This window comes from Streptomyces sp. CCM_MD2014 (assembly GCF_000772045.1).
Lineage (GTDB): Bacteria > Actinomycetota > Actinomycetes > Streptomycetales > Streptomycetaceae > Streptomyces > Streptomyces salinarius.
Map to the genome: position 1 here is coordinate 5,614,582 of NZ_CP009754.1, position 23,785 is coordinate 5,638,366.

Sequence of the window (23,785 nt, forward strand, 5' to 3'; positions counted from 1 at the left end):
TACCCGCGTCCCGGTCTGGACGCCCGTCCCTACCCGCCGGTACGGTTGAGTCTGAGCAAGCGCTTAGACATTCGACCCTGGAGGTGGCGCGGTGCGCCGTACGGTGTTCAACGAGGACCACGAGGCGTTCCGGGAGACCCTCCGCGCCTTCATCGAGGCCGAGGTCGTCCCCGTCTACGACGACTGGTTCGCCGCGGGCCAGGCGCCGCGCGAGTTCTACTACAAGCTCGGCGAGCTGGGCATCTTCGGCATCAACGTGCCCGAGGAGTTCGGCGGCGCCGGCATGGACAGCCACAAGTTCGAGGCCGTCCTCTACGAGGAGACCGCACGCGCGGGCGTCCAGTTCGGCGGCTCCGGCGTCCACGTGCTGCTCGCCCTGCCCTACATCAACATGCTGGCCACCGACGAGCAGAAGAAGCGCTACCTGCCGAAGTTCGTCACCGGCGAGGAGATGTGGGCCATCGCGATGACCGAGCCGGGCACCGGCTCCGACCTCGCGGGCATGAAGTCCACCGCCAAGCTCTCCGAGGACGGCACCCACTACGTCCTCAACGGTGCCAAGACCTTCATCACCGGCGGCGTGCACGCCGACAAGGTGATCGTCTGCGCCCGCACCGCCGCGCCCACCGCCGAGGACCGCCGCCACGGCATCTCCCTGTTCGCCGTGGACACCAAGTCCGAGGGTTACTCCGTCGGCCGCAAGCTGGACAAGCTGGGCCTGCGCACCTCCGACACCGCCGAGCTGGCCTTCGTCGACGTCAAGGTCCCCGCGGAGGACCTGCTCGGCGAGGAGAACAAGGGCTTCTCCTACCTCGGCCACAACCTGGCCTCCGAGCGCTGGGGCATCGCCTACGGCGCCTACGCCCAGGCCAAGGCCGCGGTCCGCTTCGCCACCCAGTACGTGCAGGAGCGCACCGTCTTCGGCAAGCCGGTCGCGCACTTCCAGAACACCAAGTTCGAGCTGGCCGCCTGCCAGGCCGAGGTGGACGCCGCCGAGGCCGTCGCCGACCGCGCCACCGAGGCCCTGGACGCCGGCGAGCTGACCCCCGCCGAGGCCGCCAGCGCCAAGCTGTTCTGCACCGAGGTCGCCCACCGCGTCATCGACCGCTGCCTCCAGCTGCACGGCGGCTACGGATACATGAACGAGTACCCGATCGCCCGCCTGTACGCGGACAACCGCGTCAACCGCATCTACGGCGGCACCAGCGAGGTCATGAAGATGATCATCGCGAAGAACATGGGGCTGTGACCCGAGGGTCATGAGCGAAGCACTCCAGTCCCTCCTCGATCTGCTCGACCTCGAGCGGATCGAGGAGGACATCTACCGCGGCCGCTCCCGCTCCGCCGTCGTCCCCCGGGTCTTCGGCGGGCAGGTGGCGGCCCAGGCCATGGTCGCCGCCGGCCGCACGGTCCCGGCGGACCGGCACGCGCACTCCCTGCACGCGTACTTCCTGCGCCCCGGCGACCCCGGCGCCCCCATCGTCTACAACGTCGACCGGCTGCGCGACGGCCGCTCCTTCACCACCCGCCGCGTCGTCGCCGTCCAGCACGGCAAGCCGATCTTCACCCTGTCGGCGTCCTTCCAGACGTACGAGGAGGGCCTGGACCACCAGGCCCCGATGCCGCCCGCACCGGACCCGGCGACCCTCCCCACCGGCGAGGAACGGCTGCGGGCCTACCCGCACCTGCCCGCCGAGACCGTGGAGCGCTTCCTGGAGGCCCGCGCCGCCGTCGACCTGCGCTACGTCGACGACCCGCCCTTCGGGGACTTCGGCACCCCGCGCGAACCGCACTCCCAGGTGTGGTTCCGCACCAACGGCAAACTCGCGGACGACCCCCTGCTGCACGTCGTCCTCGCCACCTACGTCTCCGACATGACCCTGCTCGACTCGGTCCTGCTCGCGCACGGCCGCGGCGGCTGGGCCGTCGGCGACGTCGTCGGGGCCTCACTGGACCACGCCATGTGGTTCCACCGCCCCTTCCGCGCCGACGAATGGCTGCTGTACGACCAGCAGTCGCCGTCCGCGTCCGGCGGCCGGGGCCTCGGCCAGGCCCGCATCCACACCCAGGACGGCCGGCTCGCCGTCTCGGTCGTCCAGGAAGGCGTGGTCCGCGTCCCTCGGGAACACTGAGGGGCATGGCGGACACAGGGGACACGGCGGACGCGAAGAAGAACGGCGACAGCACCTTCACGGTGCTCGTCGCCGCCTTCGCCAATCTGGGCATCGCCGTCGCCAAGGCGGTGGCCGGCGTGATCAGCGGCTCCAGCGCCATGCTGTCCGAGGCCGCGCACTCGGTCGCCGACACCGTCACCGAGGTCCTGCTGCTGACCTCGCTCAAACGCAGCGTCCGCCCCGCCGACGAGGACCACCCCCTCGGCCACGGCCCCGAGCGGTACGTCTGGGCGCTGCTCGCCGCCGTCGCCACCTTCGTCGGCGGCGCCGTCTTCTCCCTCTACGACGGCATCCACACGCTCACCCACGGCGAGGACCTCGGCGACCCGCTGGCGTCGTACATCGTCCTGGCCGTCGCCTTCCTCCTGGAGGGCTACTCGCTGCGCACCGGCCTCAGGCAGGTCCGCGGCGAGGCCGCCCACCACCGGGTCTCCTTCGGCCGCTATCTGCGCCGCACCCCCGACACCGCCGTCAAGGCCGTCGTCATGGAGGACTCCGCCGCCCTGGCCGGCCTGCTCCTGGCCGCGGGCGGGCTGCTCGGCGGACAGCTCACCGGATCGGGCGTCTGGGACGCCGTCGCCTCGCTGTGCATCGGCGCGCTGCTCCTGTACGTCGCCTGGGTGCTGGGCCGCTCCAACGCCGAGTTCCTCGTGGGCCGCGCCCTGCCGCGCTCCGTGCGGGACCGGATCCGGGCGGAGCTGGTGGCCGTCGAGCACATCGAGGCCGTGCTGGAACTGACCACTCTCGTGCAGGGGCCGGGCGAGGCCCTGGTCGCCGCCAAGGTCGACTTCCGGGACGTGTCGACGGCGGCGCAGATCGAGTGGGCGTGCGAGCGGGCCGAGCAGCGGCTGCGCGAGGAGTTCCCGATCGTGCGCCGGGTCTATTTGGACCCGACGCCGGGCTTCGCGCAGCGCCGCTCGGAGGGGCTCAACCCCTGGCCGTAGGAGCCGTGGCAGCCCAGCCGCAGGGGCGCGGGCTACTTCAGCCCGGCCTCCGTCAGCAGGTACGCCGTCATCGGGTCGTAGTAGCGCGGGCTGACGACGTGGTCGTCCAGCGGCACCGCCACCTGGAGGGTGCCCTCGGACTCGGCGAGGAAGAGCGCCGGGTCGTTGCAGTCCGCGTAGCCGACCGAGTCCACGCCGTGCTGGGCGGCGTACCCGGCCCAGCCGTGGTCGGCGACCACCAGGTCCGGCAGTGGGCGGCCCTCCCGCTCCAGGCCGGTCAGGATGGCCTTCATCGGTTCGCCCGAGTGGGTGTGCCACAGCGAGGCCCCGTGCTCCAGCACGGACACGTCCGCGAACTGCTGCACGTACCCCTCCTCCGTGGTCAGCCCCTCCGGGATCACGACGATCTCGCAGCCCGCGTCCCGCAGCGCGGCGGCCGTGGCGCGGTGCACGTCGAGCAGTCCGCCGGGGTGGCCGGTCGCGAACAGCACCCGCTGCCCGCCGTCGGCCGCCTTGCGCAGCCGCCCCGCCGTCCGCTCCAGCGCCGAAAGGGTCAGCTCGGGATCGATGGTGTCCTGGCCGTACCGGTGCTCGGGGTCGTCGTTGACGCCGACCCGCTCCGCCATCACCGCGAGCACGTCCTGCTCGTCGCTCCAGCGGTCGCCCAGCTCCAGACCGAGCCAGAAGCCCCGGTCGCCGTTGGCCAGCTTCCGGTAGTGGGAGAGGTTGTTCTCGCGGGGAGTGGCGACGTCGCCCGCGATACGGGTTCTGACGAGGTGCTCGGCGAGTTCGGCGCGGCTGGGTGTCCCGGGTATCGGCATGGCTCCATTGTGAGGCAGCACGGGGCCGGGCAGCAGTCGGTCCCGGCGGGATAGCCGATTCCTCCAGTCCCCGGGGCGCGAGTGGACGGAATGTACATGTCGCAGCGCCATTTCGGCCATCTAGTCTGCGACGACCGGCTGCCTCGCTCACCAGTACAGTCGGACAGCAGTAGTACATACGCGACGAAGCGTAAGAAGGAAGGCAGTGCATGAGCAGCAACGAGACGCCCCGCGGCCCCGTCGACTCCTCCCGGATCCCGCGCTACGCGGGCCCAGCGACCTTCGCCCGGCTGCCCCGTCTCGACGAGGTCGGCACCGCCGACGTCGCCGTCGTGGGCGTGCCGTTCGACTCGGGCGTCTCCTACCGGCCCGGCGCCCGCTTCGGCGGCAACGCCATCCGCGAGGCCTCCCGTCTGCTGCGCCCCTACAACCCGGCCCAGGACGCCTCCCCCTTCGCCCTCGCCCAGGTCGCCGACGGCGGCGACATAGCCGTCAACCCCTTCAACATCAACGAGGCCGTCGAGACCGTGGAGGCCGCCGCCGACGACCTCCTCGGCACCGGCGCCCGCCTGATGACCCTGGGCGGGGACCACACCATCGCCCTGCCGCTGCTGCGCTCGGTCGCCAAGAAGCACGGCCCGGTCGCCCTGCTCCACTTCGACGCCCACCTGGACACCTGGGACACCTACTTCGGCGCCGAGTACACGCACGGCACCCCCTTCCGCCGCGCCGTCGAGGAGGGCATCCTCGACACCTCCGCCCTCTCCCACGTGGGCACCCGCGGCCCGCTGTACGGCAAGAAGGACCTCACCGACGACGAGAAGATGGGCTTCGGCATCGTCACCTCCGCCGACGTCTACCGCCGCGGCGCCGACGAGGTCGCCGACCAGCTCAGGCAGCGCATCGGGGACCGCCCGCTGTACATCTCCATCGACATCGACTGCCTGGACCCCGCCCACGCCCCCGGCACCGGCACCCCCGAGGCCGGCGGCATGACCTCCCGCGAGCTGCTGGAGATCCTGCGCGGCCTGGCGTCCTGCAACCTGGTGTCGGCCGACGTCGTCGAGGTCGCCCCGGCCTACGACCACGCGGAGATCACCTCGGTCGCGGCCTCCCACACCGCGTACGAACTGACGACGATCATGTCCCGCCAGATCGCCCGGGAGAAGGCGGCGAAGTGACCCACGACCACGACCTGGTACTCCGTCCGACCGCCGCGCAAGCGGAGGTCGCGCTGAACCCGCCTCCCGGCCGCAACGGCGGAGACCTGGTCGTGGAGAGTCTGGCCGGGCTCGGCGCGACCACCGTCTTCGGTCTGCCCGGCCAGCACGCCCTCGGCATGTTCGACGCCCTCCGCCGCTCCGACCTGCGCTACATCGGCCTGCGGGTGGAGAACAACGCCGGCTTCGCCGCCGACGCGTACGGCCGCGTCACCGGCGAGGCCGCCCCGCTGCTCCTGTCCACCGGTCCGGGAGCCCTCACCTCCCTGGCCGCGCTCCAGGAGGCACGGGCGGCCTCCGCCCCCGTCCTGGCCGTCAGCAGCCAGGTCCCGACGGCCGGCCTCGGCGGCGGACGCCACGGCTACCTGCACGAACTCCCCGACCAGGCCGCGTCCTTCCGCGGCGTGGTGAAGTCCGTCCACACGGTCCGCACCCAGTCCCAGATCCCGTCCGCGATCGCCGAGGCGTGGACGTCGGCACTGACCGTCCCGCACGGCCCCGTGTGGGTGGAGATCCCGCAGGACGTCCTGCTGGCCGAGACGCGGATCCCGGTCGTGACCGGCGGCGACACCTTCCCCGAGGAACTGCCCCCGCGCCCCGAACTGACGGCGGTCGCCGCCGACCTGCTGACCCGCGCGGAGCGCCCCGCGATCGTCGCGGGCGGCGGCGTCGTCCGGGCCGACGCCTCGAAGAAGCTCCGGCAGCTCGCGGAACGCCTCCAGGCCCCCGTCGTCACGACCTTCGGCGGCAAGGGCGCCTTCCCCTGGACGCACCCCCTGTCCCTCCAGTCCTGGCTGGAGGACCGCCACACCACGGACTTCCTGGAGGACGCCGACGTACTCCTGGTCGTCGGCTCGGGCCTCGGTGAACTCTCCTCGAACTACCACACGTTCAAGCCCCGCGGCCGGATGATCCAGATCGAGGCCGACCTCGGCAAGCTGGAGTCCAACCACCCGGCCCTCGGCATCCACGCCGACGCCCGCCTCGCCCTCCAGGCGCTGCTGGAGACGGTGGGGGAGCGCACCGACCCGCGTGCTCCGGAGCGGGTCCGCGCGGTACTGGACAAGGTCCGCGACCGCATCGCGGCGCAGGAACTCACCCTGGAGCAGGACGTCCTGGCCGCCGTCCGCGAAGCCCTCCCGCCCGGCGCCCCGTCCTTCTGGGACATGACGATCCTGGCCTACTGGGCGTGGTCGGCCTTCGACGCCAAGGCCCCGAACACCATGCACTCCGCCCAGGGCGCCGGCGGCCTCGGCTACGGCTTCCCGGCCGCCCTGGGAGCCGCGGTCGCCGACCCCACCCACCCGGTGCTGGCGGTCTCCGGTGACGGCGGCGCCCTGTACTCCGTCGCCGAGCTGGCCACCGCCCGCCAGTACGACCTGAACGTCACCTGGCTGATCGTCGACGACGGCGGCTACGGCATCCTGCGCGAGTACATGACCGACGCCTTCGGCGCGCCGACGGCGACGGAACTGACCCGTCCCGACTACGTGGCGCTGGCCGAGTCGTTCGGGGTGCCGGGCGTGCGGACGTCCCCGCAGACCCTGGCGGCCGACCTCGCGAAGGCCCTCGCCGCACCGGGCCCCTCGGTGGTCGTCCTCCCGGCCGTCCTGCGGATGTTCGCGCCGACGCACCTGGAGTGACGACGCGTCACAAAGCCGTGGAGGAGCCGGGCGTGTCCTGTGACAGTGCTGTGACGCGGAGCACACGGTTCCACCCGTAGGCGATTTATAGCGTCAAGGAATCATGTCGACCTGAAAGGTTGCACTTCCTTGAAGAAGACCGTTGCGCCCGTTTTTGTCGCTTCTTCTCCGTCCGCCGTCTCCTCCCCTCGCCGGCGCGTGCTGCGCGGGGCCGCCGGCGCCGTCGCGGTGACCGGCATGGTCCTGGGCTCCGCGATGACCGCCGTCGCCGCCCCCTCCCCGACGCCGACTCCGACGCCCTCCGTCACCGACGGCGGCTCCCCGGGCCAGGGCCCGGTGACGCCGGTGACCTCCCCGACTCCGACGCCCTCCGTCACGGACGGCGGCCAGGGCCCGGTGACGCCCGTGACCTCCCCGACCCCGACGCCCTCCGTCACGGACGCCGGCTCGGACGGGCAGGGTCCGGTGACGCCCGTGCGCTGCGTGGCGACGAAGACCCAGAACATAGGCGCCGGCACCGCCGCGGTCCTGACGATCGGCCCGGCCGGCCCGTCCGTCCGCTTCAAGGGCTCGGGCGAGGACGGCTACCTGCCGGGTCTGTCCCTGGACCGCACGCACCCGAAGCTGCCCGCGAGCGCCGGCTTCCTCGCCGAGATCCTCCGGCCCGACAGCAGCCACCCGCAGTTGCGGACGAACATGGAGGGCGGCGGCCACCCGGCGTCGGTCACCTCGTTCCCCAGCCTGCCGGAGGGGTGCGACTTCACGTACCCGACCGACGACTCGGGCCGGGCGGCGCAGCCGGGCGCGTCGGGGCGGGGCGGCACCGTCCAGACGTCCGTGGTTCCCAAGGGCGGCGTCGCGGCGGGCTACGAGGCTTCGGACGGCGGGGACTCGTCGTACGTGGCGATCGGCGGAGCCGCCGCGGCCGCCGGTGCCGCCGGTCTGGCCTTCGTGGCTCTGCGCCGCCGCCGGCCGGCCGCCGCGCGCTGAAGCGAGCCACCACCCCCCACCCTGGTCCGGCCCGCCGGACCAGGGCCGTCAGGAGACCCGACCATGCACCTGACCGCCGGACGCCGAGTGGCCGCAGCCCTGCTCGTCCTGCCCTTCGCCGCCGCACTCGCCGGCTGCGGGGCGGACGGGCACGCGGCCACCCCGCCCCCGCACATCACCCCGTCCGCCACCGCGCCCGGCACGCCCGCGTCGAGCGGGACGACCGCACCGGCCGCGATGCCCGCCTCCGTGCCGGTGCGGGTCGCCATCCCCGCCGCCGGGGTCGACACCGCACCCCTGCTCCGGCTCGGACTGAACGACGACGGCACCATCGAGGTCCCCTCCGTGCCGCAGGCCGACCGCATCGGCTGGTACGAGAACGGCGTCACTCCCGGTGAGACCGGGCCGGCCGTCCTCGTGGGCCACTTCGACACCGTGAACGGCCCGGCGGTCATGCGGAACGTGGGGAAGATCAGGCCCGGCGACACGATCGACGTGGCCCGCGAGGACGGCACCCGGGCGGTCTTCGCCGTCACCGCGCTGGAACAGGTCGGCAAGGACGCGTTCCCCACCGACAAGGTCTACGGCAGGACCGACCGTCCCGAGCTGCGCCTGATCACCTGCGGCGGCGAGATCACCGACGGCCACCGCCCGGACAACATCATCGTCTACGCCGACCTCCTGGGCTGACCGCCTACCAGATCGACTCCACCCACTCCGGGTGGTCGACGAACGGGTTGCGGTTGTGCTGGTACTCGTCGTAGATGACCTGGTTGCGCCGCTCCTCGAAGGCGTCCGGCGGGTCCTCGTCGTTCCACGCCTTCAGCACGGAGAGCTTGCCGATGTACGGGTTGCTGCCGTTGTCGACCCGGTCGTTGGCCTCCAGGTCGGCGAAGCCGTCGCCGCCCTCGTAGCGGACCGCCATGTAGAAGATCATGCGGGCCACGTCGCCCTTGACGGCGTCGCGGGGTTCGAAGGAGTCGGAGTCGGTGAGGCTGCCGCCGCCCCCGCTGACCGCGCTGCCACCGTTGTCGAAGTCCTTGTTGCCCCGGACGCTGTTGACCCGGACGTCCGAGGGGCGCAGGTGGTGGATGTCCGTGCCGGGCCCGGTCGAGGTGCCGAAGTCGCCGTGGGACTTGGCCCACACGTGCTCGCGGTTCCAGTCGCCGGTGTCGCCGCCGTTGAGCGACTTGCTGCGGGAGACGCCCGAGTAGAGCAGGATCACGTTCCCGCTGTTGTCCGGGTCCTCGTCGGTGGCCTTGAGGGCGTCCCAGACCGCCGAGTACGACAGCTTCGTCTGGTCGCTGATGATGGTGTGCAGGGCGGCCTTGAGGCTGTCGCCCGTCTTCCCGATCGCGTCCTTGTAGTAGGTCGAGTCGTAGTCCGATGCCGTGGTGGCCGCCGATGCGGTCGTCGCCGTGGCCGGGGTCGCGGCCAGTGAGGGGGCGGCGACCGCGGCCAGTGCGGCGGCCGCGGCGAGGGCCGCCGCCTTCCGGCGGCGGGTGCGTATCGCGAGCATGTGGGGTGTCCGATCTACGCGTGTGGAGTCCTGCGGTAGATCGAGCGTGACATGGACATGTAGGAGGTGGGGTGTACGGACGGTGTCGATTGCGTGACGACGTCGCGCGCCGTGACCGGTCCGCCGTCACTCAACCAGTTCGGGGAAGGCCTCCTTGAGGTCGGCCAGCTGGGCGCGGTAGCCGGCGTTGAATTCGGCCAGCCCTCGCTCGCCGAGGTTCTTGTCGAAGGCGACGCTCTGCCTGGGCACCAGGGCGGGCATCGCGCGGAACATCTCGTCGACCGCCTTCGCGTGCCGTCCCTTCTGGACGGTGGCCACCAGGTCGTTGAAGAGATCCAGCTTCAGGGCCTGGACGCGTTCCCTCGGACTGTCCTGCCCCGTGAGTTCCTCGTCGCCGGCCGGCTTCGGCCCGGAAGGCTCGGTGAGGGACTTCAGCACCCGCATCGTCGCGTACAGCCGACCGGCCAGCTTGTGGCCGCTCTCGTTCTGCTCCGGCATGGCTGAATACTTGCCACCGGTACGCCGTCGAACCCCGCCCTTCGCGAAACGGCCAACTCTTGGCCATTCCTCCCGCCTATGGTTTCGGCCATGCGTCCGAGAATGCTCCGCACCTCCCTCGCCGCCCTCACCGCGGGCCTCGCGGCGGCCGGCTGCCTCGTCGCCGCCGGACCGGCCGCCGCCGCGCACGACAGGCCTCCCCGGCAGGCCTGCTCGCCCGCCGTCTCCCCGACCGGCTACTCCGACGCCCTCGACAAGACGACGTACGAGGGCACTTACGTCGGGAACCTCTCCGCCCTCGCCCCCGACCGGCGCGGCGCGCTGGCCGCTCTCTCCGACCGCTCCGCCCTCTTCCGGCTGGACGCGCGCACCCTCGAGCCGCGCGCCGTGATCCCGCTCGCCGACGAGAAGGGCGCCGCCCTCGACTCCGAGGGGCTGGTCGTCGACCGGGACGGCACCTACCTCGTCTCCTCCGAGACAGAGCCGTCCGTCCGCCGCTACTCGCGCACCGGCGAACTGCTCGGCCGTCTGCCCGTGCCCGACGAGCTGCGCACCGCTCCCGAGGGCCGGGCGAGGGCCAACGGCAGCTTCGAGGGGCTGACGCTCCTGCCCGGCGGACGGACCCTGCTCGCCTCGATGGAGTACCCGCTCGACGGCGACCCGGCCGACCTGGTCCGTTTCCAGACGTGGCAGCGGACCCGGCACGGCGACTTCCGGCCGGGTGTGCAGTACGCCTACCGGACCGACCCCGGCCTCGGCGTCTCCGAGGTCACCGCGACCCCCGACGGCCGCCTCCTCGTCCTGGAGCGCGGCTTCACCGCCGGCGTCGGCAACACGATCCGCCTCCATCTGGCCGACCGGCCCGGCCACGGCACCGCGCTGCGCAAGCGGCTCCTCGCCGACCTCGCCGACTGCCCCACCCTCGGCGCCACCGCCGAGCAGCCGCAGCCCAACCCGCTCCTCGACAACTTCGAGGGGATGGCGGTGACCGGCCGCTCCGGAGGCCGCCTGGAGGTCCTCGTCGTCAGCGACGACAACCAGAACGACGTCCAGACCAGCCGCTTCCTCGGGCTCCGCGTACGCGCCTGACCACCCGGCCGATCGTTGCGGCGGGATGAAATCCCCGCTCGCCCGTGTTGGTGCCTTCCGGTAGATCAGGTGAGCAGGACGACCGGAGGGCACGGCGTGGACGCGCAACGGGGCTGGGTACGACGACTGGCGGGGTACGCCTGGCGGTATCCCAAGGACGTCGTTCTCGCCCTCGGGGCCTCGCTGGGCGGCATGGCCGTCATGGCCTTCGTCCCCCTGATCACCAAGGTGATCATCGACGACGTGATCGGCGCCAAGACGAGGGACATGGCCGTGTGGGCCGGTCTGCTCGTCGGCGCCGCGCTGGCCGTCTACGCCCTGACCTACATCCGCCGCTACTACGGCGGCCGGCTCGCCCTCGACGTCCAGCACGACCTGCGCACCGACATGTACGGGACGATCACCCGGCTCGACGGCAGACGGCAGGACGAGCTGTCCACGGGGCAGGTGGTCGGGCGGGCGACCAGCGACCTCCAGCTGATCCAGGGCCTGCTGTTCATGCTTCCGATGACCATCGGGAACGTCCTGCTCTTCCTGATCTCCCTGGTGATCATGGCGTGGCTGTCCCTGCCCCTCACCCTGGTCGCGCTGGCCGTCGCCCCCGCCCTGTGGCTCATCGCCCGCCGCAGCCGCACCCGGCTGCACCCCGCCACCTGGTACGCGCAAGCCCAGGCCGCCGCCGTCGCCGGAGTGGTCGACGGCTCGGTGAGCGGCGTCCGCGTGGTGAAGGGCTTCGGACAGGAGGAACAGGAGACCGGCAAGCTCCGCGAGGTCGGGCGCAAGCTCTTCGCGGGGCGGCTGCGCACCATCAAGCTGAACGCCACCTACACCCCGGCCCTCCAGGCCGTCCCCGCGCTCGGACAGGTCGCCATGCTCGCCCTCGGCGGCTGGCTGGCCGTCCGCGGGCACATCACCCTGGGCACCTTCGTCGCCTTCTCCACCTACCTCGCGCAGCTGGTCGGCCCGGTCCGGATGCTGGCCATGGTGCTCACCGTCGGCCAGCAGGCCCGCGCCGGCACCGAGCGCGTCCTGGAGCTGATCGACACCGAGCCGTCCATCGAGGACGGCACCAAGACCCTCCCGGCCGACGCGCCCGCGACCGTCGAGTTCGACGACGTCGCCTTCGGCTACGGCACGGCCGACGGGGAGCCGCGGCCCGTGCTCGACGGCCTCTCCTTCGAGATCCGCGCCGGTGAGACCCTCGCCGTCGTCGGTTCCTCCGGTTCCGGCAAGTCCACCGTCTCGCTGCTCCTGCCGCGCTTCTACGACGTGACGCGCGGCGCCGTCCTGGTCGGTGGCCACGACGTGCGCGAGCTGACCCTCGACTCGCTGCGGGCCGCCGTCGGCCTGGTGCCCGAGGACTCCTTCCTCTTCTCCGACACCGTCCGCGCCAACATCGCCTACGGCCGCCCGGACGCCACCGACGAGGAGATCGAGGCCGCCGCCCGGGCCGCGCAGGCCCACGGGTTCATCACCGAGCTGCCCGACGGCTACGACACGACCGTCGGCGAGCACGGGCTGACCCTCTCCGGCGGCCAGCGCCAGCGCGTCGCGCTCGCCCGGGCGATCCTCACCGACCCCCGCCTGCTGGTCCTCGACGACGCCACGTCCGCCGTGGACGCCCGCGTGGAGCACGAGATCCACGAGGCGCTCAAGCAGGTCATGCGGGGCCGCACCACGCTCCTCATCGCCCACCGCCGCTCCACCCTCGGCCTCGCCGACCGCATCGCCGTCCTCGACCGGGGCCGCCTCGCCGACCTCGGCACGCACGAGGAGCTCCAGGAGCGCTCCGCCCTCTACCGGCGCCTGCTCACCGACCCCGACGAGCTGGGCGGCGTCTCGCCGGGCCACGCACGCCCCGCCGAGCAGACCGAGGACACCTCCGTACGGGACGAGCTGGACGCCGAGTTCGACGCCGAGCGCGGGGTCACGCCCCGGCTGTGGACCGGCGACCGCGCGCCCAAGGACACCGCGCTCGCCGGCACCCCGGCCACCCCGGAGCTGCTCGCCCAGGTCGACGCGCTGCCCCCGGCGAACGACACCCCGGGCATCGACGAGACGGCGGCGGTGCGCCCCGAGTCCTCGTACGGCCTGCGACGCCTCCTGCGCGGCTTCCGCACCCCGCTGCTGATCAGCCTCGCCCTGGTGGCCGTGGACGCGGGCATGGGCCTGCTGCTGCCGGTGCTGATCCGCGACGGCATCGACGACGGCGTCACCCGGGCCGCCCTCGGCGCGGTGTGGGCGTCCTCGCTGCTCGGACTGCTCGCCGTACTCGCCCAGTGGGCCGCCCAGACCGGTGAGATCCGCATGACCGGCCGGACCGGCGAGCGGATCCTCTACTCGCTCCGCCTGAAGATCTTCGCCCAGCTCCAGCGGCTCGGCCTCGACTACTACGAGCGCGAGCTGACCGGCCGGATCATGACCCGGATGACGACCGACGTGGACGCGCTGTCGACGTTCCTGCAGACCGGACTCGTCACCGCCTTCGTCTCCGTCGTCACCTTCTTCGGCATCATGGTCGCCCTGCTCGTGATCGACGTGGAGCTCGCGCTGATCGTCTTCGCGACCCTGCCGCCGCTGATCGTCGCCACGTACTTCTTCCGCCGGGCCAGCGTGAAGGCCTACGAACTGGCCCGCGAGCGGGTGTCCACGGTCAACGCCGACCTCCAGGAGTCGGTGGCGGGCCTCAGGATCGTGCAGGCCTTCCGGCGCGAGCGGGACGGCGGGCGGCGGTTCGCCGAGCGCAGCGACAGCTACCGGCAGGCCCGCATCCGCGGACAGTGGCTGATCTCGATCTACTTCCCGTTCGTGCAGCTGCTGTCCTCGGCCGCCGCCGCGGCCGTGCTGGTCGTGGGCGGCGCGCGGATCGACGACGCCACGCTGACGACCGGCGCGCTGGTGGCGTACCTGCTCTACATCGACCTGTTCTTCGCCCCGGTCCAGCAGCTCTCCCAGGTCTTCGACGGCTACCAGCAGGCGTCCGTCTCGCTGGGCCGCATCCAGGAACTGCTGCGCGAGCCCACCTCGACCCGGGCCGCCGACAAGCCCGCCGAGGTCGCCTCGCTGCGCGGCGAGATCGCCTTCGAGGACGTGCACTTCCGGTACGGGGGTGCCGACGAGGGGGAGGCGGCCCTCACCGGCATCGACCTGCGCATCCCCGCCGGACAGACCGTCGCCTTCGTCGGCGAGACCGGCGCCGGCAAGTCGACGCTGGTGAAGCTGGTGGCCCGGTTCTACGACCCGACCGGCGGCCGGGTCACCGTCGACGGACGGGACCTGCGCACCCTCGACCTCACCTCCTACCGGCACCGGCTCGGAGTCGTCCCGCAGGAGGCGTACCTCTTCCCGGGCACCGTCCGGGACGCCATCGCCTACGGCCGTCCGGACGCCACCGACGCCGAGGTGGAGGCGGCGGCGCGGGCGGTCGGCGCGCACGAGATGATCGCCACGCTCAAGGGCGGCTACCTGCACGAGGTCGCCGAGCGGGGACGCAACCTCTCCGCCGGACAGCGGCAGTTGATCGCGCTGGCCCGCGCCGAGCTGGTCGACCCCGACGTCCTGCTCCTCGACGAGGCCACGGCCGCCCTGGACCTGGCCACCGAGGCTCAGGTCAACCAGGCCACCGACCGCATAGCGGGACGCCGTACGACGCTGGTGGTCGCGCACCGGCTGACCACGGCCGCCCGCGCGGACCGCGTCGTCGTCATGGACGGCGGCCGGGTCGCCGAGGACGGCACGCACGACGAACTGCTGGCCCTCGGCGGACGGTACGCGCGGCTGTGGCGCACCTTCGTCGGCGCGTCCGAACCGGAGGAGCCGGTCGGCGCGACGCGCTGACGCGCTCGCGCAACCGTGCGACACCTGTCCTGCGTCCGTACACCCGTACGTCGCCAGTGATCGTGCTGTCGTCAGTGATCACGTCACGGAGGGGGATCGCAGTGGGCCGGGACGGTGCCGCAACTCGCCGTCGGCTGGCGCTCGGCACGGCCGTGCTGAGCGCCGCCGCGCTGCTCACCGTCGCGCTGCCGCAGCAGGCGCACGCCGCCACGGGATGCCCCGGCCGCAAGGTGCGCACCCTCCACTTCGCCACCGGATCCGTCCTCGTCCACAAACGCGGCGGTTACGTCTGCGCCGTCACCGTCCCGAAGAAGCCGGGCACGAAGCGGCAGATGTCCGTGAGCGTGCGGCCCCGGGGCGGCCGTGCGGTCGTGGACTCGGGCCGGTTCGCCCACCGCGCCGGGCCGGTGACCGTGCACGCCGGGAAGCGCTGCGTGTGGGTGACCGGCAAGGTGTCGGGGAGTTCGGTGAGTTCGGGCTGGATCCTCTGCTGACCGCGGTGCCCGAGCCCTGGTGTTCGCGGGAGTTGCTCCGATAGCTTCCGGCGGACATCCGTTTCACAGGGAGGGTGCATGCGCAAGGCGCTCAGATGGCTGCTGGCGCTCGTGGTGCTCATAGGCACCGTCAGCACGGCGGGCGCGGCCACCGCCGCCGAGCCGAAGGCCGGCGACATCAAGGCCCGGCTGCTGTCCATACCGGGCATGAGCCTGATCGAGGAGAAGCCGTACACCGGCTACCGCTTCTTCGTCCTCAACTACACCCAGCCGGTGGACCACCGGCACCCGTCCAAGGGCACGTTCCAGCAGCGGATCACCGTGCTGCACAAGGACGTGAACCGGCCGACGGTCTTCTACACCGGCGGCTACAACGTCTCCACGAACCCCAGCCGGCGCGAGCCGACCCAGATCGTGGACGGCAACCAGGTCTCCATGGAGTACCGCTACTTCACGCCGTCCCGGCCCGCCCCGGCCGACTGGACCAAGCTGGACATCTGGCAGGCCGCCAGCGACCAGCACCGCATCTTCGAGGCGTTGAAGCCGGTCTACTCCGAGAACTGGATCTCCACCGGCGGCTCCAAGGGCGGCATGACCGCCACCTACTACGAGCGCTTCTACCCGCGCGACATGGACGGCGTCGTCGCCTACGTCGCCCCCAACGACGTGGTGAACAAGGAGGACTCGGCCTACGACCGCTTCTTCGCCCGCGTCGGCACCGAGGAGTGCCGCGACAAGCTCAACGGCGTGCAGCGCGAGGCGCTGGTGCGCCGGGCGCCGCTGGAGAAGAAGTACGCGGCGTACGCGGCCGAGAACGGCTACACCTTCGACACCATCGGCAGCCTCGACCGCGCCTACGAGGCCGTCGTCCTCGACTACGTGTGGGGCTTCTGGCAGTACAGCACCCTCGCCGACTGCGCGGACATCCCGGCCGACGCGAAGCACGCCACCGACGAGGCGATCTGGGACTCCGTCAACACCATCTCGGGCTTCTTCGCCTACACCGACCAGGGTCTCGAGACCTACACGCCGTACTACTACCAGGCGGGCACGCAGCTGGGCGCCCCGACGATCCACTTCCCGCACATCGAGAAGAAGTACATCCGGTACGGCTACCAGCCGCCGCGCAACTTCGTGCCCCGCTCCATCCCGATGAAGTTCGAGCCGTGGGCGATGCGGGACGTCGACACGTGGGTGCGGCACAACGCCCGGCACATGCTGTTCGTGTACGGCGAGAACGACCCGTGGGGTGCCGAGCCGTTCCGGCTCGGCCACGGCGCGCGCGACTCCTACGTCATGACCGCGCCCGGCATGAACCATGGGGCGAACGTGGCCGGCCTGGTGCCGGACCAGAAGGCGCTCGCCACCGCCCGCATCCTGGACTGGGCAGGCGTCGCCCCGGCCAAGGTCCGGGAGAACCCGGCGGCGGCCAAGCCGCTGGCGGCGTTCGACGCGAGGCTCGACAAGCGGGACGTCGAGCGCGAGCCGGCGCTGCGCCCGTAGCGGCGTCTCCTCCGGCACGGTGACGTGCCCGGCCGCCGCCTTCACAGCGGCCGGGCACAGCCCACCGGGTGCGCGCCGCCGAGCCGGACGTACAGACCGGTCGAGGCGGGGCAGTCCGCCCGGACGGCGACCGCCTCGACCACCTTGAACCGAGGCGCGCGCTCGCCCTCGGCGTCGCACGCGGTCTCGCGGACCCTGCCGCCGCCGAGGTCGCGTACGCAGTCGCCGACGACGGTGCGCGGGCCGCCTCCGCCGCCCGGGTCGCCGGGGTGCGGCGGCCGCAGCTTGCGCATGCAGGCGTACCCCAGGGGCACGGCGCCGTCGCCGTCCTCGTCGGCGGCCGGGCGCCGCTCGCTGATGTGCAGGACGAAGTCGGTGGTGGCCGGGCACGGCGGTCCGCCGCTCGCGCGGCCGCCCTCCCGGGCGACCACGCGGGCCGCCGCCCGCTCGCTGTCGCAGGGCACCTCGGTCGGGTCGGCCGTGCCGAACGAACTGCACTCGCCGACCGCCAGGAACACCGCCCCGTATCCGGACGGCCGCACCTCGGCGGAGTCCGCCGCCGACCCCGGTCGCTCCCCGCCGGCTCCCGTGCCCGCCGGGCCGTCCGACGGCCCGTGACACCCGGTCAGTACCGCGGCCACCAGCGTCGCCGACAGCGCGCACAGCGCTCCGGCAGCCCCTCGCTCCCGCATCGCCGCCCCCCTGCGATCCCCGGTCCAGCGTGGCCCGCCGGGACGGGCGCACACCAGACGCGCGGGAGGCTTTGCGCACGGGGCACGGGGGCGCCCCCGGCGCGTGTCGCAAACCGCGCTACGGCCGGACCGCTCCCCGGGTCCCCGGCGGACCGCGCCCCGGACCACGACTGGACCGCGATCCGGGTTACCGGCGGGCCGCGATCCGCGCCAACGGCCGGACCGCGCCCCGGGCCACGGCCGGGCCGCGCCGCGGGCCACGGCGGGCCACGATCCGGGTTGCCGGCGGGCCGCGGTCCACGCCAACGGCCGGACCGCGCCCCGGGCCACGGCCGGACCGCGCCCCGGGTTACCGGCGGACCGCGCCCCGGGTTACCGGCGGGCCGCGCCTTGGGTCACGGCCAGACCGCGATCCGGGTTACCGGCGGGCCGCGCCTTGGGTCACGGCCAGACCGCGATCCGGGTTGCCGGCGGGCCGCGATCCGCACTAACGGCCCGACCGCGACCCGGACCGCGACCCGGGTCACCGGCGGACCGCGATCCGGGTTACCGGCGGGCCGCGCCCCGGGTCACGGCCAGACCGCGCCCCGGACTACGACCGGACCGCGATCCGGGTTGCCGGCGGGCCGCGCCCCGGGTCACGGCCAGACCACCATCCGGGTTACCGGCGGGCCGCGCCCCGGGCCACGGCCGGACCGCGCCCCGGACCAAGACCGGAACGCGATCCGGGTTACCGGCGGACCGCGCCCCGGGTTACGGCCGGACCGCGCCCCGGACTACAACCGGACCGCGACCCGGGTTACCGGCGGGCCGCGATCCGCGCCAACGGCCCGACCGTGCCCCGCGCTACGACCGGTAGGTGAGCCCGTGCCCGAGCGGGAGGAGCACCGTGTCCGGATCGTCCGCGCGTACCACCGGCACCGGCAGCTTCCCGCGCGGCCGTGCCCGTCCGGCGATCACGCGGGCCGCTGCCCGCACCTCCACGTCGGTCCAGGAGTAGGCGGCGAGGAAGGCGGGGACGCCGGGGAGCTGGGCGACGTCGTACGGATTGCGGACGGCGACCGCGACGACCGGCTTCCCGGTCTCCAGCAGCCGGGTGACCAGGGTCCGCTGGCTGCTGCCCGCGGTCACGTTGTACGTGGCCACGACCACCGCGTCGGCGTCCCCGGCCGCCGCGACGGCGCGGTCGATCACGGCGGCGGAGGGCGCGGTGCCGGTGGACAGGGCGGTGGCCGTGAAGCCCAGTTCCGTGAGCGCGCCCGCGAGGACACCGGTGGGCGGCCCGGTCGTGCCCGACGGCGAGGCCGGGTCGGCGCCCACCACCAGCAGCTTGCGGTGCTCGCGGCGCGACAGCGGCAACAGGTGCCCCTCGTTGACCAGCAGCGTGGTGGTCCGCTCGGCGATCCGGTCGGCCGCGGCCAGGTGCGCCCGGGTGCCGACGGTCCGGTCGACGTCCCGGCGGCTGGTGTACGCGTCCCGGAACAGGCCCAGTTTGGCTTTCAGCCGCAGCACGCGCAGGATCGATTCGTCGAGCCGCGCCTCGGTCAGTTCGCCGTCCTTCACGGCCGTCAGCACGGCGTTCCAGGCGAGCGGCAGGTCCGGCGGGTTGAGCAGCTGGTCGACACCGGCCTTCAGCGCCAGCACCGGCACCCGCGCGTCCCCGTACTTGGTCCGCACACCCTGCATGCCGAGGGAGTCGGTGACCACGACCCCGTCGTAACCCAGCTCCTCGCGCAGGATGCCGGTGAGGATGGGGCGGGAGAGGGTGGCCGGATCGCCGGAGTCGTCGAGCGCGGGGACCATCAGGTGGGCGGTCATGATCGCGTCGATGCCGGCCTCGATCGCCGCGCGGAAGGGCGGCGCGTCCAGCTCCTCCCACTCCTGACGGCTGTGCGTGATGACCGGGAAGCCGGTGTGGCTGTCGGTGGCGGTGTCGCCGTGCCCGGGGAAGTGCTTGGCGCACGCGGCCACGCCGGACCGCTGATACCCCGTCACCTCGGCGGCCACCAGCTCCGCGACGGCCTCCGGGTCGGCGCCGAAGGACCGCACGCCGATGACGGGGTTGGCCGGGTTGACGTTCACGTCGGCCACGGGGGAGTAGTCCTGGCGGATGCCCAGGGCGTTCAGCTCGGCGCCCGCGATCCGGCCGAGGGTACGGGCGTCGGAGCGCGACCCGCCCGCCCCGACGGCCATCGCGCCCGGGAAGAGGGTGGCGGGCTCGCCCACGCGGGCCACTATGCCGTGCTCCTGGTCGGTGGAGATCAGCACGGGCAGGCCGCGCGGCTGCTCCAGGGACGCCTTCTGGATGCCGTTGGACAGATCGGCGATCTGGTACGGGTCGCGGGTGTTGTGCGCCCAGGCGAAGTAGATGATGCCGCCGACCCGGTAACGGGCGATCAGCTCGGCCGCGGTGCGGACGCCGATCTCCTCGAGGTTGGCGTCGATGTCGGCCTGGTCGGGGTCGGTGGCGGAGTGTCCGTAGACCCGCATGACGAAGAGCTGGCCGACCTTCTCCTCCAGCGTCATCCGGGAGATGAGCGCGCGGAGCTTGTCGTCGTCGGGCCTGCGGGCGTCGGCGTACGCCGTGCCGCTCCCGGCCGCGAGGGCCGCGGTGACGACCGCGGTGGCGGTGAGGACGGTACGTCTGGAGGGCTGTGCGGTGCTTCCCGTGCCGGCCGTGCTGCTGTGGTGCACGTGCGCTCCTTCCGGAGAGCTGGTGAAGGAAACTGCCAAGGAGTCACCAATATCCGGGAAGTTTCTGCCAGTCAAGGGACCGCACAGAGGCCGAGCGCTGAGAAGGCGCTTGCTCCAACCCGCCGGGGCCGGGCCGGTGACGGGACGTCGGCCGGGCGGAGCCGACGGCCGGGGATGCCGGGGCGGCCTGGCTCAGGCTGAGCCGGCCACTGCCGCGGGAGCGGCGTGGGCCGAGGCGTCCGGCCAGTGGGCCCGCAGCGTGCGGACCGCTTCCGCGATGGCCGGACGGCGCGCCGCGCCGGTGCGCCACAGGGCGTACAGCCGCCGTACCGGCATCGGGTCGAGCGGCACCTCCACCACCCCGGCGGGCAGGGGACCGCGCCCCAGCCGAGGGATGAGGGCGACGCCGAGACCGGCGGCGACCAGCGCGACGAGCGTCGGGTTCTCGTCCGCCTGGTGGACGATGTCCGGTTCGTGCCCGGCGCCCCGCAGCGTGCGCAGCAGCCAGTCGTGGCACACCCGCCCGGGCGGCTGGCAGATCCACCGCTCCCCGCCCAGCTCCGACCGCCGTACCGCGCTCCGGCCCGCGAGGCGGTGGCCCTCGGGCACCAGCAGGTCGCACAGGTCCTCCCCGATCCGCGCCTGCTCCACCCCGGCCGGCGCCGGCAGCGGGGCGATGTCCCAGTCGTGCGCCACCACCAGATCGACCGCCCCCTTGGCGACCAGGTCCACGGACAGGTGCGGGTCGACCTCGGTGAGCCGCGTGTCGAGCGCGGGGTGGCGTACCGCCAGGTCGGCCAGGACGGACGGCAGCAGGCCACGTGCCGCCGAAGCGAACGCGGCGATCGTCAGCCGCCCCGACGGCACCCCACGCCGTTCCTCCAGCCGGGTCTCCGCCCGCTCCACGATGGCCAGCAACTCACCTGCCACGCCGACGAGTTGCCACGCGTCGTCGGTGAGCCGCACCCCGCGCCCCTCCCGCTCGAGCAGCACCGTCCGGGTCTCCCGCTCCAGCTTGGCGATCTGCTGCGACACGGCGGACGGGGTGAAACCGAGCGCGGCGGCGGCCGCCCCGACCGTCCCGTGCACGGACACGGCGTGCAGGGCGCGCAGGCGCTGGAGGTCGAGCATGACGGCGGCTCCCGGGGAACGGACGGAGGGGCGGCGGGTGGAACCAATCAACAGCAATGCTTCATCCAACCATGCAGTAATCATCGCTGGTGCTACACGGTCGTCCCGGCGGATCCTCGACGCATGCGACCTTCCCACCTCTTCCTCGCCGTGCTCGTCGCCGCCGTCTGGGGCGTGAACTTCACGGTCATCGAGATCGGCCTCGGCCACTTCCCGCCGCTCCTCTTCTCCGCCCTGCGCTTCCTGGCGGCCGCGCTGCCCGCCGTCTTCCTGGTGGGCCGCCCGAAGGTGGCCTGGAAGTGGATCGCGGCGGTGGGACTGGTCCTCGGCGTGGCGAAGTTCGGCCTGGTCTTCGTGGGCATGGACGCGGGCATGCCGGCCGGACTGTCCTCCCTCGTGCTGCAGATCCAGGCGGTGTTCACCGCGGTGATCGCCGCCGCGGTCCTGCGCGAACGTCCCTCCCGCGTCCAGGCCCTGGGCATGCTGGTCGCGCTGGCCGGCATCGGTGTGGCGGCCATCGACGAAGGCACCTCGGGACCGCTGGGCGCGTTCCTGATGGTGGTCGGCGCGGCGGCGGCATGGGGCGTGTCCAACGTCCTGACCCGCCGGGCGTCCCCGCCCGACGCGCTGAACTTCATGGTGTGGGTCTCCACCGTCCCCGTGCTGCCCCTGCTGGCCCTCTCCCTGCTCACCGAGGGCCCCGCCGAGGACCTCGCGGCCCTGCGCGCCCTGGACTGGCAGGGGACGGGCACGATCCTCTTCGTCGCCTGGGTCTCCACCGTCTTCGGCTTCGGCGCCTGGGGCTGGCTGCTGCGCCGTCACCCCGCCTCGACGGTCGCGCCGTTCTCGCTCCTGGTCCCGGTCTTCGGCATGTCGTCGGCGGCCCTCTTCCTCGGCGAGTCGGTGACCCCCCTGCGCTGGTGCGCGGCGGCCCTGCTGGTGGGCGGAGTGGCGCTGACGACGCTCACCCCCGCCCGCGGGCGCACACCGGAGGCGGCCGTCCGCACCTCCCCGCAATTCGCTGGACGGGCCCCCGCACCGGCTGAAGAATCCGTCGGGTGACATTCGCACTGAAGGGCCCGGTCCTCGAAGGCGCGCTGGTACGACTGGAGCCGCTGGACCACCGGCACGCGTCCGACCTGGCGGCGGCGGCGCGGGAGGACCGCGGCACCTACGACTTCACGTCGGTCCCGGGCCCCGACGAGGTCGGCGCCTACATCGACGACCACCTGGCCACGGCGGCCACCGGACGCCTCGCGCCCTACGCCCAGGTGTCCCTGGCCACCGGCCGCGCGGTCGGCGCCACCGCCTACTGGGAACCCCGCTCCTGGCGCACCGACGACGCGCTCGACGCCGTCGAGGTCGGCTTCACCTGGCTGGCCCGGTCCACCCAGGGCACGGGCGTCAACGCCGAGGCCAAGCTGCTGCTGTTCCGGCACGCCTTCGAGGTCTGGGGCGTGTCCCGCGTGGACCTGAAGACCGACGCCCGCAACCGGCGCTCCCGCGCCGCGATCGAGAAGACCGGCGCCCGCTTCGAGGGCGTGCTGCGCAACTGGTCCCGCTCCTTCGTGCCGGGCGAGGAGGGCCGGCTGCGCGACTCCGCGATCTACTCGATCACGGCGGCGGAGTGGCCGGGATGCCGGGCGCGGCTGGAGGACCGGGTGCGCGCGGCGGGGGCACGGTCGGCGTGGACGCCGTCCGCCGAGGTGCCGCCGACCTCGCTCACGCCGCGTCCGTGAGCAGCCGGGCGAGGTGCTCGCGCCCCTGCCCCAGCAGCTCGGGCAGCGGGGCGGCCGACTCGTACCACCGCTTCTCGTACTCCCAGCACAGCCAGCCGTCCCACCCGTGCCGGGACAGCACGTCCACCACCTCGGTGAGCGGCAGCACTCCCGCGCCCAGCGCCAGCGGAGTGGTGTCCTCGGCGGAGGCGATGTCCTTGACCTGTACGTAGCCCAGGTGCGGGGAGAGCGCCGCGTACGACTCGGAGGGCTGCTCCCCGCCCAGCCAGGTGTGCATCACGTCCCACAGGGCGCCGGCCTGCCGGTGCCCCACCAGCCCGAGCACGCGCATCGCGTCGGCGCCCGTACGGTGCGAGTCGTGGGTCTCCAGCAGGATGCGCACGCCGAGCCCGGCGGCGTACTCGGCGGCCGTGCCAAGGCGCCGCGCGGCCACCGCGTCGGCCTCCTCGGCGCTCTGCTCGGTGCCGGCGCCGGGGAAGACCCGGATGTACGGGGCGCCCAGGTCGCGGGCGAGGTCGAGCAGGCCCCGCATCTCGGCGAGCACGGCCTCGTCGTCACCGGGCGCGGCGATGCGCGCGTACCCCGCCACCGCCAGCACTTCGACACCCGCCGCCTTGAACTGCGCCGCCACCGCGGCCCGTTCGTCCGGGCCCAGGCCCGGGTGGACCGGCTCCTCCGGGTGGGCGCGCAACTCGACGCCGTGGTAACCGTGCGCGGTCGCGAGCCCCAGCACGTCGCTCAGGGGCAGTCCGGGAACACCGAGGGTGGAGAACGCCAGCTTCATGCCCACGGAGCGT

20 protein-coding genes are annotated in these 23,785 nt (G+C 73.1%); 13 read left to right on the plus strand and 7 right to left on the minus strand.

The annotated features are described in order from the left end of the window. Positions 1-91: 91 nt before the first annotated feature. From NI25_RS25100 to NI25_RS25110, 3 genes are read left to right on the plus strand one after another with little or no spacing between them, the layout of a single operon-like run. Positions 92-1,249: an acyl-CoA dehydrogenase family protein gene (locus tag NI25_RS25100; RefSeq protein ID WP_061444598.1), complete on the plus strand. Its 1,158-nt coding sequence runs from the start codon at positions 92-94 to the stop codon at positions 1,247-1,249. Positions 1,250-1,259: 10 nt separating this feature from the next. Continuing rightward, a complete protein-coding gene (locus tag NI25_RS25105; protein ID WP_061444599.1) occupies positions 1,260-2,132 on the plus strand; it encodes an acyl-CoA thioesterase in 873 nt (290 codons plus the stop codon). Between the two features lie 5 nt (positions 2,133-2,137). Next, positions 2,138-3,118 (plus strand): cation diffusion facilitator family transporter, encoded by a 981-nt coding sequence (locus NI25_RS25110; protein WP_061444600.1) that lies wholly within the window; start codon positions 2,138-2,140, stop codon positions 3,116-3,118. Between the two features lie 32 nt (positions 3,119-3,150). Here the strand turns inward: NI25_RS25110 and NI25_RS25115 are convergent, their stop codons facing one another. Continuing rightward, positions 3,151-3,939 (minus strand): phosphatase, encoded by a 789-nt coding sequence (locus tag NI25_RS25115; RefSeq protein WP_061444601.1) that lies wholly within the window; start codon positions 3,937-3,939, stop codon positions 3,151-3,153. 209 nt (positions 3,940-4,148) lie between these two features. On the opposite strand from NI25_RS25115, the gene speB reads away from it, so the two are divergent. From speB to NI25_RS25135, 4 genes are all read left to right on the plus strand, one after another. Then, positions 4,149-5,120: an agmatinase gene (gene speB, locus NI25_RS25120; RefSeq protein ID WP_061444602.1), complete on the plus strand. Its 972-nt coding sequence runs from the start codon at positions 4,149-4,151 to the stop codon at positions 5,118-5,120. Further along, positions 5,117-6,802: a thiamine pyrophosphate-binding protein gene (locus NI25_RS25125; RefSeq protein WP_061444603.1), complete on the plus strand. Its 1,686-nt coding sequence runs from the start codon at positions 5,117-5,119 to the stop codon at positions 6,800-6,802. The genes speB and NI25_RS25125 overlap by 4 nt, the downstream gene beginning before the upstream one ends. Positions 6,803-6,931: 129 nt before the next feature. Continuing rightward, entirely contained in the window at positions 6,932-7,792 is an 861-nt protein-coding gene (locus tag NI25_RS25130) for a hypothetical protein (protein ID WP_148315153.1), read from the plus strand. Positions 7,793-7,855: 63 nt separating this feature from the next. Beyond that, entirely contained in the window at positions 7,856-8,482 is a 627-nt protein-coding gene (locus NI25_RS25135) for a class F sortase (protein ID WP_061444605.1), read from the plus strand. 4 nt (positions 8,483-8,486) lie between these two features. On the opposite strand, the gene NI25_RS25140 is transcribed toward NI25_RS25135, so the two are convergent. Both NI25_RS25140 and NI25_RS25145 read right to left on the minus strand, forming a co-directional pair. Next, positions 8,487-9,311 (minus strand): endonuclease I family protein, encoded by an 825-nt coding sequence (locus NI25_RS25140; RefSeq protein WP_061444606.1) that lies wholly within the window; start codon positions 9,309-9,311, stop codon positions 8,487-8,489. 126 nt (positions 9,312-9,437) lie between these two features. Then, the gene (locus NI25_RS25145; RefSeq protein WP_061444607.1) at positions 9,438-9,809 is read right to left on the minus strand and encodes a hypothetical protein; all 372 of its coding nucleotides are present in this window, start codon (positions 9,807-9,809) and stop codon (positions 9,438-9,440) included. A 90-nt stretch (positions 9,810-9,899) separates the two neighbouring features. On the opposite strand from NI25_RS25145, the gene NI25_RS25150 reads away from it, so the two are divergent. From NI25_RS25150 to NI25_RS25165, 4 genes are all read left to right on the plus strand, one after another. After that, the gene (locus NI25_RS25150; protein WP_061444608.1) at positions 9,900-10,898 is read left to right on the plus strand and encodes an esterase-like activity of phytase family protein; all 999 of its coding nucleotides are present in this window, start codon (positions 9,900-9,902) and stop codon (positions 10,896-10,898) included. Between the two features lie 96 nt (positions 10,899-10,994). Further along, complete coding sequence (locus NI25_RS25155) at positions 10,995-14,735, plus strand: ABC transporter ATP-binding protein (protein WP_061444609.1); 3,741 nt, start codon at positions 10,995-10,997, stop codon at positions 14,733-14,735. 101 nt (positions 14,736-14,836) lie between these two features. Then, entirely contained in the window at positions 14,837-15,229 is a 393-nt protein-coding gene (locus NI25_RS25160) for a hypothetical protein (protein WP_061444610.1), read from the plus strand. A 78-nt stretch (positions 15,230-15,307) separates the two neighbouring features. After that, complete coding sequence (locus NI25_RS25165; protein WP_061444611.1) at positions 15,308-16,732, plus strand: S28 family serine protease; 1,425 nt, start codon at positions 15,308-15,310, stop codon at positions 16,730-16,732. A 41-nt stretch (positions 16,733-16,773) separates the two neighbouring features. On the opposite strand, the gene NI25_RS25170 is transcribed toward NI25_RS25165, so the two are convergent. The 3 genes from NI25_RS25170 to NI25_RS25180 form a co-directional block, all read right to left on the minus strand. Then, positions 16,774-17,424, minus strand: a complete 651-nt coding sequence (locus NI25_RS25170) for a hypothetical protein (RefSeq protein ID WP_061444612.1) — start codon at positions 17,422-17,424, stop codon at positions 16,774-16,776. Positions 17,425-18,270: 846 nt separating this feature from the next. After that, positions 18,271-20,118, minus strand: a complete 1,848-nt coding sequence (locus NI25_RS25175; RefSeq protein WP_061444613.1) for a glycoside hydrolase family 3 protein — start codon at positions 20,116-20,118, stop codon at positions 18,271-18,273. Between the two features lie 192 nt (positions 20,119-20,310). Beyond that, complete coding sequence (locus tag NI25_RS25180) at positions 20,311-21,249, minus strand: LysR family transcriptional regulator (protein ID WP_061444614.1); 939 nt, start codon at positions 21,247-21,249, stop codon at positions 20,311-20,313. Between the two features lie 123 nt (positions 21,250-21,372). Here NI25_RS25180 and NI25_RS25185 point away from each other — a divergent pair, with 123 nt between their 5' ends. Both NI25_RS25185 and NI25_RS25190 read left to right on the plus strand, forming a co-directional pair. Next, complete coding sequence (locus NI25_RS25185) at positions 21,373-22,311, plus strand: EamA family transporter (protein ID WP_061444615.1); 939 nt, start codon at positions 21,373-21,375, stop codon at positions 22,309-22,311. Continuing rightward, complete coding sequence (locus tag NI25_RS25190; RefSeq protein ID WP_061444616.1) at positions 22,308-22,988, plus strand: GNAT family N-acetyltransferase; 681 nt, start codon at positions 22,308-22,310, stop codon at positions 22,986-22,988. The genes NI25_RS25185 and NI25_RS25190 overlap by 4 nt, the downstream gene beginning before the upstream one ends. On the opposite strand, the gene NI25_RS25195 is transcribed toward NI25_RS25190, so the two are convergent. Further along, a complete protein-coding gene (locus tag NI25_RS25195; protein ID WP_061444617.1) occupies positions 22,972-23,772 on the minus strand; it encodes a sugar phosphate isomerase/epimerase family protein in 801 nt (266 codons plus the stop codon). The genes NI25_RS25190 and NI25_RS25195 overlap by 17 nt on opposite strands. Positions 23,773-23,785: the final 13 nt, after the last annotated feature.

Coding starts and splice junctions, on each gene's coding strand:
- NI25_RS25105 (WP_061444599.1), top strand. CDS start 1,260: ATGAGCGAAGCACTCCAGTCCCTCCTCGATCTGCTCGACCTCGAGCGG.
- NI25_RS25110 (WP_061444600.1), top strand. CDS start 2,138: ATGGCGGACACAGGGGACACGGCGGACGCGAAGAAGAACGGCGACAGC.
- NI25_RS25115 (WP_061444601.1), bottom strand. CDS start 3,939: ATGCCGATACCCGGGACACCCAGCCGCGCCGAACTCGCCGAGCACCTC.
- speB (WP_061444602.1), top strand. CDS start 4,149: ATGAGCAGCAACGAGACGCCCCGCGGCCCCGTCGACTCCTCCCGGATC.
- NI25_RS25135 (WP_061444605.1), top strand. CDS start 7,856: ATGCACCTGACCGCCGGACGCCGAGTGGCCGCAGCCCTGCTCGTCCTG.
- NI25_RS25140 (WP_061444606.1), bottom strand. CDS start 9,311: ATGCTCGCGATACGCACCCGCCGCCGGAAGGCGGCGGCCCTCGCCGCG.
- NI25_RS25145 (WP_061444607.1), bottom strand. CDS start 9,809: ATGCCGGAGCAGAACGAGAGCGGCCACAAGCTGGCCGGTCGGCTGTAC.
- NI25_RS25150 (WP_061444608.1), top strand. CDS start 9,900: ATGCGTCCGAGAATGCTCCGCACCTCCCTCGCCGCCCTCACCGCGGGC.
- NI25_RS25165 (WP_061444611.1), top strand. CDS start 15,308: ATGCGCAAGGCGCTCAGATGGCTGCTGGCGCTCGTGGTGCTCATAGGC.
- NI25_RS25170 (WP_061444612.1), bottom strand. CDS start 17,424: ATGCGGGAGCGAGGGGCTGCCGGAGCGCTGTGCGCGCTGTCGGCGACG.
- NI25_RS25180 (WP_061444614.1), bottom strand. CDS start 21,249: ATGCTCGACCTCCAGCGCCTGCGCGCCCTGCACGCCGTGTCCGTGCAC.
- NI25_RS25185 (WP_061444615.1), top strand. CDS start 21,373: ATGCGACCTTCCCACCTCTTCCTCGCCGTGCTCGTCGCCGCCGTCTGG.
- NI25_RS25195 (WP_061444617.1), bottom strand. CDS start 23,772: ATGAAGCTGGCGTTCTCCACCCTCGGTGTTCCCGGACTGCCCCTGAGC.